Raw genomic sequence first — 19,146 nt, 5'->3', positions numbered from 1 at the left:
GAAAGGATAGCCAACATGGTGGACTTTGAATGGTACCGAAGCTTTATCAGCATTTATAAGCATAGCTCCGTATCGGAAGCTGCCAGAACGAGAATGATGACCCAACCAGCCATGAGCCAGCATTTGGCCTCCCTGGAAGCAGAAGTGGGTGAGCCGTTATTTACACGAGCTCCCCGAAAAATGATTCCTACCGAGAGAGGCAAAGCGCTCTATACACAGGTGGTTCCGCTCATCGAAGCTTTGGAAGAAACCACGCAGACCCTCCAGACGAACGCGGCCACGTCTTTACCCGTGATTCGAATCGGGTCAGCGCATGAGTTTTTCCGTGAAAAATTAGCTCCGCATATCGGAAGCTACCAAATGCGCGTCATCGCCTATCTCGGTGTCGCTTCCAAGGTACTCGAATTATTACTGGAGGAAAAAGTAGATCTCATCGTCATGTCGCAAAAGCTTTCCGCGCCAGGCGTCGAATATATTCCGTACATGCAAGAGGAATTTGCTCTGGTGGCACCTCCCGATTACAGTGAACCAACGTTTGACGACAAGGAGTCTTTTGAATCGTGGCTATGCTCCCAGCCGTGGATCAGCTATGATTTGGATTTGCCGATCATCCGCCGCTTTTGGCGTGAGCATTTTCAGAAGCGACCACAAACGCATCCGACACACGTCGTACCGGATTTGCACAGTGTGCTGAAGGCTATCGAGCACGGCGCTGGCATCAGCCTGTTGCCCACGTTCATGTTGGATGACCATTTGTCCATGAACAAAGTAAAAATCATGTATCCGTCCTGTACTGTTTTTAATGATTTGTACTTGGCATATCATATGAAGAACCGAAATTTGCCCCTCTTGAAAGCATTAATTGAAACGATGAAGAAGACGGTTGAAAAAAAACAATAGATAAAAATAATGCCGCTCCTAATAATGGAGCGGCACATTCATACAAACAGTTTAAAGTTTTAACATCTCGTTTATCCAAGATCTAAAGTTTTCTTGCATATTTGGATATGTTCCATCAATATTTTTCCTCAATGTCACCCACTGTAAATGCTGAGGGAGATTGCATATTTTTAATCTGAGATCATTCAACTCTCCCGTATAATCTTCTAATAGAAGCAACCGTTCACCATCTAGCGTTTCCTTTCCATATGCTTCATATTTTACTTCATTGATTACTGCAGTCGTATGCCAGTGTTTGTATGTGCACCAACGGAAGTTCCCTGGTAGCCCTTTTAATTTCAAATTCAATTCTTCTATGTCTTCTTTTCTTACATAAGACCCAATTATTTCAGCATCTATTTCAATTCTTGGATCGAACTCTTTACAATCAATGGTAAGCTCATAATCTGCATTTTCTTCAGTATGATAGTGAAATAGGATATCTCTCAAGTTGTTTAAGACAATTTCTTTGCCAAAGTATACTCCTGATTTTTTCTCCATAAATGATCCCCTATTTCATAAATAGTGTGCATTACCTTTTAATCCGTACCCCACTTGGGCAAAGTTCCATTCCGAGTAATTGTGTATATCTCATAGTGTTCTTTTATAAAAATACCAAATAATCGACACAACATCATACTTGGATGAATAAATGGGTGTGGAAGGAAATTAATAAACGCTTGCTATTTTATCAGTTGAGTAGTAAAGTGATAATAAGCTCAGCGAAGGGAGGCAAACTAACATGCGTAATAACACCATAGGCTCATTAATCTGGTTACGCTTGATGCGGTTTACCACCCAAAGCAACCAGCTGTCAAATGAGTTCCTAAATAGATTTGATTTAACAACAGCTCAATTCGATGTCCTGATGCAAATTAGCGTCTATCAGCCTCTTACCCAATCGGAGTTAGCTGAGAGGGTAACCGTTACCCAAGGTGGTATTTCTCGAATGCTCGTACGTCTTGAAAAAGAAGGCTACATTGTACGCAAGCAGGATTGGAAAACAAAAACGATCAGCCTTACCGAAAAAGGGGAAGCAGTACTGGAACAAGCCTTTCCTGAACAACTGGCTTTCCAATCGTCTTTCTTTGACGAAGTACTCAGCGAAGAAGAGCAAAAAACGCTATACACCCTCATGACACGCGTTCATAAGAATAGCCAAAAAAAGGAATTACCGCCAGTGTAATTTTTTTACACCATCACTTGATTAGTCAAGTTATATAAGGAGGGCTACCATGTACACCATTCCAGGCCATCACCATGTATCTATGTTAACCAAACACGCTCCATCGAATAATCACTTTTATCAAAACGTATTGGGACTGCGCAGAGTGAAAAAAACCGTCAACCAAGACGATCCGTCGATGTATCACCTGTTTTACGGAGATTTGACAGGCAGTGCCGGAACCGAGTTGTCATTTTTTGAAATGCCGATGGTAGGAAAAACCGTACGCGGCACGAACGCGATCACTCGAATCGGACTGCTCGTTCCGTCACTGGAGAGCCTGACCTTTTGGAAAAAGCGCTTTGAACAACTGAATGTTCACCATGGCGAGATTACCAAGTACGCTGGCCGCGATGCCCTGCATTTCGAAGATCCAGAAGGACTGCGAATGATCCTGATCAATAACAACGGCGAAGGAGTTCCATCGAGTTGGGCTCCATGGGACGAATCCGTGGTCGAAGAAAAGCATCGCATTTTGGGAATCGGCACGGTTGAGATTACCGTCCGCTCCTTGGACAAAATAGCCAGTCTGTTAACAGACACATTCGGTTATACCGAAGTATCACGCTCAGAACAAGAAGCCATTTATCAATCCGTCCCTGGGAAATCCTTCGGAGAAATTGTCATCAAGCAGGAAGAGGGTACACCTGAAAAACCAGGACGAGGGAGTGTCCATCACTTGGCGATCCGCGTGAACAACGATGAAGAGCTACAATATTGGGATGACGCCGTTCGAAAACGCGGCTTCCGTTCAACAGGAGTGATCGATCGATTCTACTTCAAAAGCTTGTATTTCCGTGAATCAAATGGAATTTTATTCGAAATCGCAACAGACGGTCCTGGCTTCACAGCAGATTCAACCGTCGAGGAGCTCGGGAAAGCGTTGGATTTACCTCCATTCCTCGAAGGCCGTCGTGCAGAGATTGAAGAAAAATTGACACCTATAGACTAAAAGGAGTGAATGAACATGGAACAATATCGTATCGACACCAAAAAGGGACTGGAATTCGGCCTGTATTCAATTGGCGACCATACCCCGAACCCACACACAGGCTCAAAGATTTCTGCTGAACAACGTATCAAGGAATTAATCGAGGCAAGTAAGCTGGCAGATGAAGCAGGTATTGATGTATTCGCTGTTGGCGAAAGCCACCAGACGTATTTTACGACGCAAGCGCATACCGTCATTCTGGGCGCGATCGCACAAGCTACAAAAAACATTAAAATTGCCAGCTCTGCTACGGTATTGAGCACATCCGACCCAGTCCGCGTGTATGAAGACTTTGCTACGTTGGATTTGATCTCCAATGGTCGGGCTGAAATTGTTGCGGGACGCGGTTCCCGTGTAGGGGCTTATAGCCTCCTCGGCTACGATGTACGCGACTATGAAGAATTGTTTGAAGAGAAAATGGATCTGCTTTTGAAGCTGAATAACGAGGAACGCATTACGTGGGAAGGGCAATTCCGTGCACCGCTACAAAATGCTACGATCCTGCCGCAGCCATTAGACGGACGCCTGCCTATCTGGCGAGCAGTAGGGGGACCACCTGCGAGTGCGATCAAAGCCGGTCAAGCAGGAGTACCCATGATGCTGACAACACTCGGAGGTCCTGCCATCAACTTTAAAGGCTCCGTCGATGCCTATCGGGAGGCTGCGAAGCAAAATGGCTTTGACCCAGCTACCTTGCCAGTAGCGACAACAAGCTTGTTTTATACAGCTGACAAAACTTCTGATACGCTTCGCGAGTACTATCCGCATCTAAACGGTGGTTTTATCGCTTTGCGTGGTAGTGGATATCCGAAGCAACAGTTTGCGCAAGCTGTCGATTATCGAGATGCGTTAATGATTGGTAGCCCAGATGTCATCGTCGAAAAAATGCTCTACCAATACGAAATGTATGGGCAACAGCGCTTCATGGCGCAAATCGATTTTGGCGGCGTTCCGTTTGATAAGATTGCCAAAAATATTGAGCTGATCGCAACGAAAATCTTGCCAGAAATTAAAAAGCATACAGCAAAATAAGAACAAAAAAGGAGTGACACCTATGAAAATCGTCGGCATTGCAGGCTCTAACGTAGGCTCGAAAACAAGAACAGCGATGGATTGGACACTCAAAAAAGCACGGGAAAAATACCCGGATGCAGAAATTACGCTGCTTGACCTAGCCGAGTACAATCTCGTCTTCAGCGACGGACGGAATTATACGGATTACGAAGGCGACACCAAGTTCGTGACCGAAACCATCATGGGAGCCGATGCGCTTATCATTGGAACACCTACATTCCAAGCATCTATCCCAGCCACATTGAAGAACATTTTTGACCTGTTGCCCGTCAACGCATTCCGAGATAAAGTGGTCAGCGTATTGGTCACAGCAGGAACATCCAAGCACTATCTCATGGCGGAACAACAGTTGAAGCCGATCCTCTCTTATATGAAGGCACATATCGTACCCACTTATGTCTTTATCGAAGAGAAGGACTTCAACCGCAAAGAAATCATCAATGATGATATTCATTTCCGTCTGGAGCGTCTCGTCGAGGATACGGTACTACTCGTCGATGCCTATGCACGGATTCGGGAGCAAAAAGATGCGGAGTACGATTTTTAATCGAATCAAATTTATCTCAAATTAAAGAAACTCTACACAAAGACATTTAGGAGGAATTATCCAATTCCAAACACGGCAACCTATCGAAATCTAACTGGCATACAGACTTTTCAAATTTTAGCTAAAAAAGAAAAGCTCTCCCCATTTTGGGTGAAGAGCTTTTTTACTTTCGTGCTACTTCTGCTTCTGTCCAACCAAACCAAAGAAAAACATATCCACCCATTGCTCCATACTCAACGTTACTCGCTCACGATTCGATGCTTCCCAATGCCGTCCCAGCTCATTTTTGTACATCGTGAAGTACATCATCATCATTTCTTCTGTCAGATCACGCTGAATATAACCTTCCTGCTTCCCAAGCGCGACGAACTTCGTAAAAAAGCGCCTGATTTTTTGCTCGTATTCGCTTTCGATTCGTTGCAGTAAACGACTTAGTTCAGAAAAGGGGGCGTTCTGAAACTCGTCCGTGAGGGTATGCAAATTCTTGGCTTCCAACAGCATGATGTCCTTTGTCTTTTCAGAAAAAGAACTCCCCGAATCGAGAATCCTCTCATACTGCTCCAACTGCTTGTCCATCCAGTTCATTAGCATGTCCGCGTAGAGCTGTTCTTTTGTCCCAAAGTAGTTATAAATGGTCGCCGGAGAAACCTTCGCGTTCTGCGCAATTTCATTTACGCTGACTTTTTGAAAGCCATGCTTGGAGAACAATGGAAAGGCGGCGCTGTATATCTGATCGATTTTGTTCTGTTTTCGTCGTTCGAATCCGTTCATCTTCTCCACCTCTTTCTGTAGTGTAGCTCAGGTTTTAGAGTAATTCAATGAATACACTACAAAATTATTGAAATGGACGGACCTCGATAGTTATAATTGTTTTGTAGTAAATGAGTATATTTACTACATATTTTTTCGAGAGACGGGAGTGTATTTATCATGAAACAATTACGGATTCCTGCTTTTTTGCATGACGTCTTCGGTGAAAAGCAGAGCATTGGCTCGATCTCAGTTATCTTGCTGTTCGGTGGAGTGCTCACAACTGCTCTCTATTTGCGATTCCCTGAACTCACGGAGAGCTTGCCCATTTGGCGCAGTACATTGGCATTGTTGCTTGTATTCGATATATTTTCTGGCTGCCTAGCGAATTTTACGATCTCAACCAGCAATTTTTATGCCGCACGTAAAAAAAATCGCATCGTCTTCATCGCGATTCACGTCCATATCATCCTGGTTGCATTTCTCTTACAGCAAAGCCTCGCGTATTCCATAGGGGTATGGGCTTATACGATTGTAGGAGCTTTTGTTGTGAATGCTCTTTTTGGGCATCGTTCTCAGCTGTTTGTCGCAGGCATTCTCCTGTCTGTTGGCCTTGGCTGGATACCTTTGCTTCCAAGCATGCATCCGTTTCTGTTGATCACCTGCTTATTCTTTATGGTAAAAGTGTTGTTTAGCTTTGCTGTCAATCATTATGGGAAAGTAATCAACGACACAGGTACAGAAAAATGAAGACTTCCTACCGCATATCCAAACTCACAAAGTCGGATAAATCCGCATTCGTCTCACTCATGAGCAGGGCATTTTCGCGTGATCCACTCTTTCTGCACGTATTTGGGGATTCAGAGCTCGACCATGCAGCAAGAAAAAGCGTGACAGCTTTTCTGTCTTTTCTGTTTGATAAAAGCTTTCTATTTCATGAGGAAGTATGGGGTATTTTTGACGAAGACAGCTTACTCGGCACATACGTCGTCGAGAAGCCACAAACCAGCAAGCTTCCGCATATAAAAGGGGGCTTGCTGTTAATCGGTATGCTAATTCCTTTAGTATTTCAACTGTCTGGAAAAACGCTGATACTCCTTAATTCATATATGCGCATCACACGTTCTGCCGCTCCTCCATGGAAGCATCACTACCTCATTATGATTGGCGTAAAACCGGAGGCTCAAGGCAAGGGAGTCGGCAAAACCCTGATGCAACACCTGTTTCAAACCATAGAGGATGACCACGAATCGCAGGGAATCGCGCTGGATACGGAAAAGGAAGAGAATGTCGGTTTGTATCGCAAACTAGGATTTACGTTACGAGAACAAACCAAAATCGATGATGTACCTGTATTTTGTATGGTCTATCAAAAAAATCGCTAGAATGACGGATGCATGCTGCCGCCACTTCGCATTATGTTACAATTATTGTAAGAAATACGCATACAGAAGGAAGCGAGTTGATCTTATGAAAAAGAAAGTCATCCTGGCCGGCGGCACTGGCTTTATCGGCAAGTATCTGGCAGACAAATTCAATCAACTTGGCTACGAAGTCATGATCATCGCAAGAACTTTCCCTCATATAATGTGGGACAATCACGCAAAGATCGTGGAAGCTTTGGAAGATTCCGAGCTGCTCATCAATCTGGCGGGCAAATCCGTCAATTGCCGTTACCATGACAAGAACAAGGAAGAAATCCTGAAATCTCGAACAGAGACCACTCACATACTCGGCAATGCTGTTTTGGCTTGCAAAAACCCGCCACCGCTTTGGATCAACTCGAGCACAGCCACCATCTATAGGCATGCGGAGGATCGCCCCATGACAGAAGCGAGCGGGGAGATTGGAACAGGCTTTTCCGTTGATGTCGCCCAGGAGTGGGAGTCTGCCTTCTTTTCCTTTGATTTGCCGCATACGAGACAAGTTGCCTTACGTATGGCGATCGTGCTGGGGGAAAACGGCGGTGTGATCGAGCCTTACAAGAATCTGGTTCGCTTTGGTCTTGGCGGTGTCCAAGGATCGGGCAATCAGCGTTTTAGCTGGATCCATGTTGAAGATGTGTATCAAATTATTCTCTTTTTGAAAGAACGGGGAGATTTAAGCGGCGTATTTAATTGCTCTTCTCCACATCCCGTCACAAACCGTGAGTTCATGCAGCATTTTCGAAACGTCATGAATCGAAGCTTCGGACTACCTTCTCCCAAATGGATGCTGGAAATGGGAGCGGTCATGATCGGAACAGAAACAGAGCTGGTCTTGAAAAGTCGCTGGGTCATTCCAGAAAGGCTTGAGCGTGAAGGGTACCCGTTTCGCTTTGCCCATATCGATAAGACGTTGCAGGATATCGTGAAATGACCGGCAAAGCCTCAACCAACTATGTTCTGCATGCAAAAAGCAAGCAATTTTACTGGGAAGGGGAGGGGCAACTCTCTATCAAGACATTCCGGAAAGGAAGGGCACATTACAAGACGAGCAAAGGCTTTTTTGCTGTGGAAGAAAATCGGTATCTGTTGCTGAACGAAGGGAATTACACCATTTCGATTGATGATTCCGAGGAAGTTGAATCGTTTTGTATTTTCTTCAAGCATGGTTTTGCAGAGGAGATTTTCCAATCGCTCAAGGAATCGACGGATAGACTACTTAGCGATCCTTATAAAGACACAGCTTCTATTGGTTTCTTTGAAAAAACCTATGCTACGAGCCATACACTCGCTTCCCAGTTAACGACTCTGAAAGATGGTCTCACCTTCCTTGATCGGGAATCCATCGGTTATGAAGAACAATTTCACCAAATTATGCGGACCATATTGCTCGGACACCTCGATGTAAGAAAAGAAATTGACGCGTTGCACGCGCTTCGACAATCGACGCGCGAAGAACTCTATCGAAGAGTCAGTACCGCCCACGATTATATACGAGCTTTTTATGATCAACCAATTAGGCTCGATGAGATCGCAAAGATTGCTTGTCTGTCCCCCAACCATTTATTGCGAGCGTACGCCCAAGTGTATGGCAAAACGCCCCACCAGCATATTTCGGAATACCGGATACAACGAGCCAAGCTACTGTTAGCTAAACTGGACTTCAGTATGACAGACATCGCCTTTGCCCTTGGATTCCATAACCCCGTTTCCTTTAGCAAAATGTTTAAGCAGCATATCGGCATTTCTCCTCTGTCATTCAGAAAAAAAGTGATTTTGGATAAGAATTAATCAATGAATTCGTTTATGCTGATGAGGAGACGCGAACAAAAGGGGGATTTTATCATGAAAACGAACCTGATTCAAAAAGTAGGGCAAATCGGCATCCCTGTCAAAAACATGGAAAAAGCCATCCATTTTTACAAAGAGCAGCTCGGGCTCCCTCTTTTGTTTCAGACAGACAATATGGCGTTCTTTGAATGTAACGGACTTCGTCTCATGCTGAGCTTACCGGAAAAAGAGCAATTTGCACATGCCAGCTCCGTCCTTTACTTTCAAGTGGATGACATTCAAACTGCTTTTGAAGATTTGAAAAAAAGAGACGTTACGTTTATCGACGAGCCACATCTCGTAGCCAAAATGGGGCAAACGGAAACATGGATGACCTTTTTTAAAGACACAGAAGAAAATACACATGCCTTCGTGAGTGAAGTACAAGGGGAGACCGTTTAAGTTTGAACGGTCTCTTTTTTTATTTTCCCAAAAATCCCGCGACCTTTTTCCAGTTTCTTACGACTAATAGGTGAGCAATATATTTCGGGGTTTAGGGGGAGCCTTTTTGCATGATATAGAGCAACAGATATTGTCCATCCATAAGCAGTACCATTTGGATATTTATCAGTTCCTTCTCTACTTTACTGGAAATCACACCGAAGCCGAGGACCTGACTCAGGAAGTTTTTATTCGTCTGTTAAAGGCTCTTCCCACCTATGACGGACGCTCTGAAATGAAGACGTGGCTCTTTTCCATTGCCAAATATACAGCGATTGATGCGTACCGCCGAAGAAAAATGTACGAGCTGTTACCGAGCGAGTGGCTGAAAAGACTTCATTCCAAAGAGGGCATTCCAGAGAGCTCTTGGGAGAGCAAAGAAACGCAGCATGAATTGATGAATGCGATTCGAACGTTAAAACCCGCGTACCGTATGGCTGTTTATTTACGTGGAATCAAGGAATTCAGCATCAAAGAAACAGCAGAAATCCTCGGATGTACAGAATCCAAGGTGAAAACTGATTTTAGCCGCGGATTACAGATCTTGCAGCAAAAGCTTAAGCCTCATTACTATCCGGGAGGGTTGCAAACTGAAAATGTTAAATGATAGCGACAAAGAGCTTCTCGACCAACTAAAGGAGATGTCCCTTTCTGAACAGCCCCGGGGAGATTTCGTGACGTATCTGCAAAACGATTTGCAAAAGAGGGCACGAAAATTAAAGCAACAGCAAAAGTTGCTGGTGCTTTCTAAAGCAGGCGGAGTCGCAGCGGCCGCTTTTTTGGTCTTTGGTCTTGCGAATATGCATGACATGGGAGTGGAAAAGCCGCAAACCGTTTCTCTCCCACCAGCTGAAGTCGTGGAGCTGCCTAAAACCGAGCAGCCGATATTGCCCAAGCATCCAGAAAGTAAGGAACCGACCGTACAAAAGACGAATCCCCCTGCAAAGACTACTCCAAAGGAAACAAGTAAAGCTCGGACTGAGCAAGCCGACAAAAACAAAATCAATACGGAACAGTTCAGCCAAACTCCGATTGGAGAAAGCCAAATGAGACAACCAGTAAGTCCGCCAATAAGTCCACCATTCAGCCCACCTGATATTCCCGCTCCTGTTTGGACTCACTTTCAAAAAATTGCGGTCGGAAATGTCAACCAATACCAGGTTCACTCCTCTCTCTCCAATGAGAAAACAGGGCAGTATTATTTCACGAGGATGGTAAATGGTATTCCTTACTTGGATAGCGGCTATCTCGTGCAGGTTCAAGGAGAGAAAACGCAATCGTTGGCACTCAGCGGAAATAAACAATGGAATACACAGCTGTTTCCTGACCCAGCTAAAGCCATTCCTATGGAACAGGCTCAACAAGCTTTTGCGGATTCAGTGGAGCTCGCTTATGTAAGAAATCAATCAAAGCTCGTCTATTTTCCCGGTTTATTCGGAAACATCAATGCCATAGACGGAACGGTTAGAAAAGAAGAGCAAAAGCAACTCATTCCGATTACACCACATGGGAAGCAATTTGTACGTGATGAAAAAGAGGCTGCTACATTCCTCTCCAAGGAGCTCCAACTCCCCATGAATGAAATGACCTTTAGATATGATTCATCCAATAATAACGGCATGCGACCGCAGAAGATTACTGTTTATCAATGGTATTCTGCCAATCAGCAGAAAAGTGTTTCAATGGATGTGATCGCCGATACAGGCCAAGTCGTCAGCTATTATTTTCATGAAGCAGAAGAGAGCAGTAAAAAGATACCCGATCCGAAGCCGACAGAGGCTTATATTGAATCAGCTTCTCTCTTTTTACAGAAGTTTCTCGATAAAAGCATTCAGCAATTACGTGTCAAAGATATCATCCGTAATTCATCTAGGTCTGAGGTAACCATCCAATTCCAAGCTATGCACCATAACATCGCCATTATTGATCGTACCTTCGAGATTTCGATAGACCTTGAAACGGAACAAGTGGTTCGTATGGTTGGAGATTTGACTACAAGCACGGATACCTTACCAGAACCTGTTAACGTCATTCTGCAAGAAACAGCAATCGAGCGTCTTTTGGAAGATAGTCCGCTGGAATTGGTGTATGCGAACAATCCCGGGCTATCAGGTGCAAATCAACCTCCACAATTGATTTATACGATCATAAAAAAAGAGACAACACGAACCGGGATTGATGCGAGATCAGGTAAAAAGGTGATCTGGTGAATCTACCTGACAAGAAGAAAGCCTCCGAATCATGATCGGAGGCTTTCAGCTATGATTACTTCTTTTCTCTAGCCAAAGGTTGTTCTAGATCTTTATAGTGTTGTTCAAAATCAAAAGATTCTTCTTCTACATTAGCTCTTACCGATAGGATTTTTCCATTTTGAGCTACATACACTTTCAAATGTTTTACATACCGTTCATCCTCTGGCAAAGGTGTCGTAAATCCAACGGCCGTCCCCGAGTCATTTGCTTCCGAATACGGCGTTCCAAGCGCCACAAATTTGTACTTCTCACTGTCCTCGATAACCTGCTGTATAAATTGCGCCGCTTTTACCTTCGCTACCTCTTTACTAATGGGATTATTGGATTTTTCATCCATTCCATGAATGGTTAAATGGTTCAATTCCCCGGTGATGTTGTCAATAACAATGTCCGCATTATCGCTACTATAGAAGATCTGGTCTCGCATTATGCTAAGCTCTGGTCTTTTAAACCTCTCGTCATTTCGATCCCTTCTCATCATTTTATATGGCCCCTCTTTCAACTCAGGAATTGCCTCAAATACCCGATCGACACTTTTTCGTATTTTTTGATCCAACTTCTCTTCAGTTAAAAAAGGTAATACGCTATGAATGGTACCTTCTGTGTCCACCACCACTCCAAGATTCAACACGTTGTTATTCTCTGTAGTGAATAATACCCGTTTGACATCACGCTCAGCATCGATTTGGCTCCCATCTTCATTATCATTTCTAATGTGAATGGCATCTTCTTTGATACTATCAAATTGGTATTGCTCAAACTTATCATCGAGCAATTCTTTCAAGAACTCCGTTGCTTTTTCTTTTGCTAATTCATCAGAAGGAGGATTCGATGATTGCTCGAGATTGGAAATGTGCTCGAAATAAACGATATCGCCTGTTTTCTTATCAATTTCAATCGTTGCTGATGGATATTCCCGCTTCTTTTTTTCCAGGGTAATGGTATAAATTCCATTATAGAATTCTACCTCCCTATTTTCGTATTTCTGTATTTCTGGCACCAGCTCGAGCACTTCCTCATACGTTTCTTTCACACGATTCGGCAGTTCGACGCTATCCTTGTCTTTAGCCCAAATTGGTGTGCTTGACATCAATGTGGCTGCGATCAGCACAGCCAAAGTAGAACTCATTTTTTTCATGTTGTTCCCTCCATTTTTTTAAAGGAATTTTTTTCCTATAAATAAGTCGTAATCACGAGTCTAAAGGTCGCAAATTTTATAAAGAAACCTCCAAATCACTGTACTAGTGAATGTGGAGGTTCCTATCTAGCCTTTCACCGTAGCAATCGGTGCCACCTCAGTCACAATCTCAGCCATACCATGATCGACATGCGACTGAATCACGGGTGTAATATCTTTATAGGCATACGGCGCCTCTTTTTTCAGCTCTTCTTCCCATTTCTTCAAAATATCGCTCCGTCCACGCAAGTCCGCCCGTTTCGGGTCAATCGGATTGATCACACGGAAGTTGGCAAGAAACTCGCGAAATCGGTCGTCGTCTACTTTCACAGCATCCCCGCGAGAGAGTGCACGACCGGCGCCATGACTTGCGCTATACAAGCTATCCCGATTGCCGAGCCCCGCCAAAATAAAGCTGTGCGAGCCCATGGAACCGGGGATAAACACAGGTTCGCCCGTATACTGAAACGGCGTGCCCATCATTTGCTCGGCCGACTTCGCCGTACACGACCCTTTCCGATGCAAAAATCCACCCACCTGCTCCAGCTGCTCTTCCCACAAATAATTATGAGGCGCATCGTACAACAGCCTATGTTCAAAATCGCCCAACACATCGGAAATCGATTTGTACATCATCAGGCCCAGCATCAATCGATTGGCAAACGCAAAGTTCGCCGCATTGTGCAGGAGACTCCAAAACATTTTCCACTGCGGCAGGGAACGCTCCGAAAGAGGCAGTGGATACATCCCATTATCCGGATGCTTCAAGGAAGTCGGGTACATCTTTTTCAGCATCTCTTTGATCCATGCTCCACTGTTATACCCAATAGAAACGGAGCCCGTATGAATCATGAGGACGACTTGCCCTTCCTTCAGCCCCCACTGGCTGGCGATAGCACCCTGATGCACTTTTTTGACCACCTGAATCTCAAAAAAATGATTCCCTCCGCCAAGCGAGCCGATTTGTGCATCCCGGGAAAGCTCGGCAGGACCGAGAAAGTCATCGAGACCAATCGTCGATTCTGCGATAAAAGAACCCATTTTATTAACATGGCTCAAATCGAGCTCCTGCTGCTTCTCGTTGTAATAACGCCAAATTCCCTCGCCATTCGCTTCCTTGTGGCTGTCCAGTATGCCGATCAGGCCTTCCTTGAACATTTTTTCCCGCATATGCCGCGTCATGGGAATATTGCGGCCCCCTTCGAAAAAAACATGGCGCACATTCCGTTCAATGGCATCCAGATTTGTGCGAATCTGTTCCTCGCACAAGTCCGTGACATACAGACGCATCCCGCAGTTAATGTCGTTGCCAATCGCTTGCGGCAGTACAAACCCACGTGTAAACAGCGTCGTGCCTACAGGGATGCCGCTTCCTTTGTGAAAATCGGGCGTAATGGCTACTTCCAAAACCCCTGTATTGGGATCGTCAAAATAATCGGGCGAATGCTTTTGCAGCGTTGCAATGGTTTCATTCACCTCTAAAAGCCGATGAAGCTCCTCTACCGCATTGTTTTCCACTTTTACTTCCGGATTGATGAAATATTTAATCGGAGTGTTGCTCAATGTAAAACCACCTTTATTCGCTTTTTAAGAACATACGTTCTTTATTTGTCAATAGAAAAAGCCGCTTCCAAGCACATCTTTTCATTCTGGGATGAAAAAATGCAGCCTTGAATCGCAGCCTTTACGCTTAGAGCTATTGTGTTATCACAAGGGCGTTATCCGCAATCTATGGGAAACGGAATTGGCTCACCCTTAAACAACACGATTGCGTAAAAGGCATACCTATGGAGTTGGATTTTATCGCTGCATTGTTTTGTTTCATGCTTAGTTACGTATGCGAACATGTTTCAATCCTCCTCCTTTCGTTTCTTGCTCACGATCTTACCATTGGATATTTTTTACTGTCAAGCCCCCGAATTATCGAGGGCCCGTGTGATATTTCCCTTTACATCGAGTCTAATTCGCCTTCCATAAACTTGATCAGATACACTTCCGGCTGCGCGTGGAACTCCGCAAAACTGCACAAGTCCGCATACTCCTTATGCTCCTCATCATAGCAGCCTATGAGACCTTTTTTCTTCGGATTCCACACAAGATGCAGATGGGAGTAGTTGTCGATTTCGGCAGACAAACGCAGCAGCTTTTGCCGCCCGACCTTCATCTCAATCGTATCGGTCAATGTGAAAAAATCGATGTATCCGATAGCATACTCATTTTCCGCCAGCTCAAGACGCAGCTCTTCTCCGGTAAGGAAGCCAATCAGTTCTTCGGTCAGTTTATATTTTTGCAGCTCGTACTTTCTGTTCTCCACATCATGTAGCTCGGCAGGCTCCAGCGATTTCAAATACGCAGCCAACACCGTATCTTTATTGCTGACCGCGATGGTATAAGGCCGCTCGCCACCCTTTTCCGCTATCATAACGTCCGCACCGCGTTCAACCAAATACTTGACCATGGCGACATTCCCCATGCGCGTGGCTACTGTTAATGGGGTCGCTTGATACGGATACACCATATTCGGTTTGTTGTAATTGATGTCCACCCCATGATCGAGCAAGTAGGCCGTGGTCGTAAGGTCATGATCCGACACGGCTTCACGCAATACATCGCCGCCATGCAGTCTTATATCCAGTCCCAGCTCTTGAATGAGCGGGATGTTCTTTTTGTTGCCGTAGTAAGCCTCCGAATAAGCGCCTGAGCGCACCTGATTGAGCATGTCCAGCTTGGCGCCTTGCGCTACAACATAGCGAACGATCTCTTCCTTGCCATAACGTACGGCCTTCAAAAAAGCCGGTTTATTTTTGACATTCAGATTAACGCCATGCTCTACCAGCAGCTTAACAACTTCTAGTTTCTCCGATACAAGTGCCAGATCCAACGGACTTATCGTCGTATATTCGCTAAGCACGATGCCCTTTTCTATATCCCAGCCTGCCGCAATCGCATCTTGCAAAGCCGTGACATTTCCTTGATAAATATGCATCGCGATTTCTGGCAGCTCTTCAAATCTCCCGATACCTTTCAACGTGATCATTGATTACCCTCTCCTAACCTATGTCTTATGAAAAATATAAAAAATTAATTGGCAAAAAACAACAAATTTTTACATTATCCCTCTTGATTCGTTTGAAAATACATGCAATTTTGTCTATTTTTGACGAATTTGCTCGATAAAAAGTTTTTTCCCAATAAAAGGAGTAGTCTTACGGGAAGAGAAATACTTATGCAAATCGTCTTATACATAATTTTTTAAGGAGAGTGGACCGATGAAGAAGATGCGTACTCTCGCTTCTCTTACGCTTGCAGCATCACTCATGCTGAGTGGCCTTCCTTACAATGCACTGGCAGCGGCGGAGTTTAGCGAACAGGATTGGGAGAAAGTAAACGAATATACCAACGCGGAAGTAGAGCTTGGCTCCGAAATCTCGAAAATATCCCCCCTGCTGAACACCAGTTCCAGCAAAAACGTCAGTGTCATTATTGAGCTGAACAGCGAACCTTCGATCACAGCTAAACACGAAGAAGGTTCAGAATCTTCCGTTAGATCGTTGCGAGCAAAAGTAGAGGAGGAGCAAGAATCTTTCCTCGATGAGGCAAAAGACAACAAGGTCAAACTGAAGGTAAAGCGCAAGTTTGAGCATGTATTCAACGGTATGGAAGTAACAGTGTCAGCCGACGAATTAGAAGAGCTGGCTGGATTGCCACAGGTGAAACGCATTTATCAAAATACGTATTATGAGCTTCCCGAAATTGATGCCGTCAGCGAGAAAGCATCGTCCACCAAATGGGATCAGGCCCCGCTCCAACAAATCGGCGTTCTCGATATGTGGAAAGATGGTTTGACAGGGAAAGGATTGAAGGTCGGCGTCATCGATACGGGGGTCGATTACAAGCACCCTGATCTCAAGGATGCTTATAAAGGCGGATATGACTCCTTCGACAATGACAAAGACCCTTATGAACAAGCACCAATCCCTGTGGAAGAGGATCGCGATGGAAAAGGATATGAAGGCTCCAGCCATGGAACTCACGTCTCCGGCACCATCGTAGGACGCGCCAAAAACAAGACCTCAGATGTACAGGTAAAAGGGGTTGCCTACGGTGCAGACCTCTACGTCTACCGCGTATTGGGCCGAGGCGGCGGTAGCTCCGCTCAGGTCATCGACGGTATCGAAAAAGCGGTGAAAGACGGCATGGATGTCATTAACCTGTCGCTTGGCTCCGCTATGGAGAAGGACTCTGACTCCCCAGATGCCATTGCTGTGAATAACGCGGTGCTGTCTGGTGTGATCACGGTTGTATCGGGTGGGAATTCAGCCGACGATGAACGCGGCAGACATTACTACACGGCAGGATCACCTTCTGGAGCGAGGCTGCCGATCACGGTTGCAGCGGTAGACTCCCCTACCGTGCAATATGACGGCTCAGCAACCTCATCCTTTGGAGCCAATTACGAATTCCCTGTGATGGCATGGCAGGTCAGAAAAGATAACTTCTCCTCCATCATCGGAACCAAAGCGCTCCCAGTCGTCTATGCCAACCTTGGCTCTCGCAGCGATTTTGAAAAGGCAAATGTAAAAGGCAAAGTCGCTCTCGTTTCCCGTGGTTCTCTCGGCTTCACGGAAAAAATCGAAAACGCCCGAAAAGCTGGTGCTGTCGCTATCGTGGTCTTTAACGGTAACGACGTCGACGGGGATGGCCAAGCCGACCTAGATATCCGTGATCGCGAAGGCTATGTTAACACGATCCTGGGTGACCAGATCGAAGCGATCCCTACCTTTGACATGAAGGGTCTGGAAGGCCGAACACTGGCAAAAGAGCTGCTGGCTGATCCTGAAAAAGCAAAAACACTGACGTTTACGTTCTCAGGAAACTACCCTAGCACAAATGATCCGGGAGACCGCATCGCTGGATTTAGCTCTCGTGGTCCAATCATGGGCGACGATTACAGCATCAAGCCGAATCTAGCTGCGCCAGGTGTAGCCGTTCTGTCCAGCTATCCATCTTGGAGCAAGCTTATCCCTGACGCCAAGTACGACAAGGCATACGCCCGTCTAAACGGTACAAGCATGGCAGCTCCGCATGTTTCCGGTCTTGCCCTGCTGTTGAAACAGGCACATCCGGACTGGACACCTGCCGATATCAAGGCAGCGCTCGCGAACACTTCAAAACCGCTGTATAGCCCAGACGGCTTACTGTACGATGTGTACTCCCAAGGTGCTGGCCGTGTGAACGGCTACGCCGCAGCGAAAACACCTGCTGTCCTGACAACGGTCGAGCAGCTCACCATTTTGGGCGAAGATTTTGAGCCGAAGACCATTCCGTACTATGCGGATAACGTTTCCTTTGGCTTGCTGAAGGCTGGCAGCAATACCGTCACGAAAACGCTCCAGCTGAAAAACCTGTCCAAGAAAGAAGTTTCTTACGAAGCAGAAGTAATCATGCATCCATCCGTCACGACAGATCCGTACAAGCCTGGCTCCAAATCGCCAGATGTCGATGACATCGATGTGGAAATCTCCGATGATTCCATCTCCGCTAAAAAAGGCGATGCGACCACATTTGAGCTCAACCTGTCCGTTGACTCCGATGCAAAAGACGGCGTGTATGAAGGGGAAGTCCTGCTGAAAGCGAAAGGCAACCCTGACCTGCGCCTGCCGTTTGCTGTACACGTGGGAGACAAGCGTGAGGATACCAACTTCGGTTTCGACAACCTGAAGCTGTCCGATACGACGATCACGCCTGATGGCGATGGCAATGAGGATTCCTTCACACTCGAAGCTGAGCTGCAAGCAAAAGACGTGAACCAGATCTCTGTTGAAGCATGGAACATGGACGATAAATACATCGGTACCCTCGCATCCGTGTTCAACAATTACGCACTGATTGCACCAGGCCCTATCACCTTCTCTAATCTCGATGGTACCTACTACGATGGTGGCCAAGTAGCGAAGAAGCTCGATCCAGGAAAATACAAGCTGAAGCTCGTCGGTCGAAGCGTTGACCAAAACAAGCCGAAGGGTGAGCAGATTGTAAAAGAATACGAGGCTTGGAAATCCTTCATGATTAAGGCATCGAATAAAAACGCGGTCTTGTCTAAGGTGGTTGAAGAAGCCGTAGATCAATTCGAGATTGAGATTGCGAACACCACAGAGCTGGATCAGCCAGTGCTTGCCCTGCCGGAAGAAAGCGATGATGTGACTTATCAGGTGACAAAGAGCTCTGATGAGGCGTTTATCGATGGCGAGGGGATTTTGAAGGAGCTGCCTGCCGAAGGGGAAGAGACCGTTACGCTGTACGTGACGATTACTTCTAAGGAAGATGAGTCTGTTACGCAGACTGTGAAGGTGAAAGTGACGTTGGAGGCGGTAGTAGAGTAGTCTGCTATGACGCTTCATAGAAAGGAAGGCTCCGCCATGGTGTATGGCGGGGCCTTCTTCCTTCATCTCCCCCACTCCTACTCTGCGAAATCAAAAAAAGAACCTCCGATCCA

General features: G+C 45.6%; 18 protein-coding genes. 13 read left to right on the top strand and 5 right to left on the bottom strand.

Going from position 1 to position 19,146, the window contains the following annotated elements:
- Positions 1–15: 15 nt before the first annotated feature.
- Complete coding sequence (locus tag HPY28_RS27455) at positions 16–900, top strand: LysR family transcriptional regulator (RefSeq protein WP_174231812.1); 885 nt, start codon at positions 16–18, stop codon at positions 898–900.
- A gap of 51 nt (positions 901–951) precedes the next feature.
- Here HPY28_RS27455 and HPY28_RS27450 read toward each other — a convergent pair whose 3' ends face one another.
- On the bottom strand, positions 952–1,440 hold the full coding sequence (locus HPY28_RS27450; RefSeq protein ID WP_173623484.1) for a hypothetical protein: 489 nt from the start codon (positions 1,438–1,440) through the stop codon (positions 952–954).
- 241 nt (positions 1,441–1,681) lie between these two features.
- Between HPY28_RS27450 and HPY28_RS27445 the strand changes: the two genes are divergently transcribed.
- From HPY28_RS27445 to HPY28_RS27430, 4 genes are read left to right on the top strand one after another with little or no spacing between them, the layout of a single operon-like run.
- Positions 1,682–2,125, top strand: a complete 444-nt coding sequence (locus HPY28_RS27445) for a MarR family winged helix-turn-helix transcriptional regulator (protein WP_017246761.1) — start codon at positions 1,682–1,684, stop codon at positions 2,123–2,125.
- 49 nt (positions 2,126–2,174) lie between these two features.
- Positions 2,175–3,116, top strand: coding sequence for a ring-cleaving dioxygenase (locus HPY28_RS27440; RefSeq protein WP_174231811.1), 942 nt, complete (start codon positions 2,175–2,177; stop codon positions 3,114–3,116).
- A gap of 15 nt (positions 3,117–3,131) precedes the next feature.
- A complete protein-coding gene (locus HPY28_RS27435; protein WP_017246763.1) occupies positions 3,132–4,187 on the top strand; it encodes an LLM class flavin-dependent oxidoreductase in 1,056 nt (351 codons plus the stop codon).
- A 22-nt stretch (positions 4,188–4,209) separates the two neighbouring features.
- Positions 4,210–4,776 (top strand): NADPH-dependent FMN reductase, encoded by a 567-nt coding sequence (locus HPY28_RS27430; protein WP_069850077.1) that lies wholly within the window; start codon positions 4,210–4,212, stop codon positions 4,774–4,776.
- A gap of 174 nt (positions 4,777–4,950) precedes the next feature.
- Here the strand turns inward: HPY28_RS27430 and HPY28_RS27425 are convergent, their stop codons facing one another.
- Positions 4,951–5,547, bottom strand: coding sequence for a TetR/AcrR family transcriptional regulator (locus HPY28_RS27425; protein WP_017246767.1), 597 nt, complete (start codon positions 5,545–5,547; stop codon positions 4,951–4,953).
- A 159-nt stretch (positions 5,548–5,706) separates the two neighbouring features.
- On the opposite strand from HPY28_RS27425, the gene HPY28_RS27420 reads away from it, so the two are divergent.
- From HPY28_RS27420 to HPY28_RS27390, 7 genes are all read left to right on the top strand, one after another.
- Positions 5,707–6,276, top strand: a complete 570-nt coding sequence (locus HPY28_RS27420; protein WP_174231810.1) for a hypothetical protein — start codon at positions 5,707–5,709, stop codon at positions 6,274–6,276.
- The gene (locus HPY28_RS27415) at positions 6,273–6,911 is read left to right on the top strand and encodes a GNAT family N-acetyltransferase (RefSeq protein ID WP_017246769.1); all 639 of its coding nucleotides are present in this window, start codon (positions 6,273–6,275) and stop codon (positions 6,909–6,911) included. Before HPY28_RS27420 ends, HPY28_RS27415 begins: the two co-directional genes overlap by 4 nt.
- Positions 6,912–6,996: 85 nt before the next feature.
- On the top strand, positions 6,997–7,884 hold the full coding sequence (locus tag HPY28_RS27410; protein ID WP_174231809.1) for a TIGR01777 family oxidoreductase: 888 nt from the start codon (positions 6,997–6,999) through the stop codon (positions 7,882–7,884).
- Entirely contained in the window at positions 7,881–8,741 is an 861-nt protein-coding gene (locus tag HPY28_RS27405; RefSeq protein WP_017246771.1) for a helix-turn-helix domain-containing protein, read from the top strand. Before HPY28_RS27410 ends, HPY28_RS27405 begins: the two co-directional genes overlap by 4 nt.
- Positions 8,742–8,795: 54 nt before the next feature.
- A complete protein-coding gene (locus HPY28_RS27400; RefSeq protein WP_173623491.1) occupies positions 8,796–9,182 on the top strand; it encodes a VOC family protein in 387 nt (128 codons plus the stop codon).
- Between the two features lie 106 nt (positions 9,183–9,288).
- Complete coding sequence (locus tag HPY28_RS27395) at positions 9,289–9,828, top strand: RNA polymerase sigma factor (RefSeq protein ID WP_017246773.1); 540 nt, start codon at positions 9,289–9,291, stop codon at positions 9,826–9,828.
- Positions 9,818–11,431: a YcdB/YcdC domain-containing protein gene (locus HPY28_RS27390; RefSeq protein ID WP_174231808.1), complete on the top strand. Its 1,614-nt coding sequence runs from the start codon at positions 9,818–9,820 to the stop codon at positions 11,429–11,431. The genes HPY28_RS27395 and HPY28_RS27390 overlap by 11 nt, the downstream gene beginning before the upstream one ends.
- A gap of 55 nt (positions 11,432–11,486) precedes the next feature.
- On the opposite strand, the gene HPY28_RS27385 is transcribed toward HPY28_RS27390, so the two are convergent.
- From HPY28_RS27385 to HPY28_RS27375, 3 genes are all read right to left on the bottom strand, one after another.
- On the bottom strand, positions 11,487–12,611 hold the full coding sequence (locus HPY28_RS27385) for a YcdB/YcdC domain-containing protein (protein ID WP_174231807.1): 1,125 nt from the start codon (positions 12,609–12,611) through the stop codon (positions 11,487–11,489).
- Between the two features lie 126 nt (positions 12,612–12,737).
- Complete coding sequence (locus tag HPY28_RS27380) at positions 12,738–14,213, bottom strand: RtcB family protein (RefSeq protein ID WP_174231806.1); 1,476 nt, start codon at positions 14,211–14,213, stop codon at positions 12,738–12,740.
- 385 nt (positions 14,214–14,598) lie between these two features.
- Positions 14,599–15,687, bottom strand: a complete 1,089-nt coding sequence (locus HPY28_RS27375; protein ID WP_174231805.1) for an ankyrin repeat domain-containing protein — start codon at positions 15,685–15,687, stop codon at positions 14,599–14,601.
- Positions 15,688–15,919: 232 nt separating this feature from the next.
- On the opposite strand from HPY28_RS27375, the gene HPY28_RS27370 reads away from it, so the two are divergent.
- Positions 15,920–19,033 carry a S8 family serine peptidase gene (locus HPY28_RS27370; protein WP_174226367.1) on the top strand — a complete coding sequence of 1,038 codons (3,114 nt, stop codon included), beginning with the start codon at positions 15,920–15,922 and terminating at the stop codon, positions 19,031–19,033.
- Positions 19,034–19,146: the final 113 nt, after the last annotated feature.

Source organism: Brevibacillus sp. HB1.2 (genome assembly GCF_013332495.1).
In the GTDB taxonomy this organism is placed as follows: domain Bacteria; phylum Bacillota; class Bacilli; order Brevibacillales; family Brevibacillaceae; genus Brevibacillus; species Brevibacillus porteri.
This window is presented reverse-complemented; position numbering and strand designations above follow the sequence as displayed.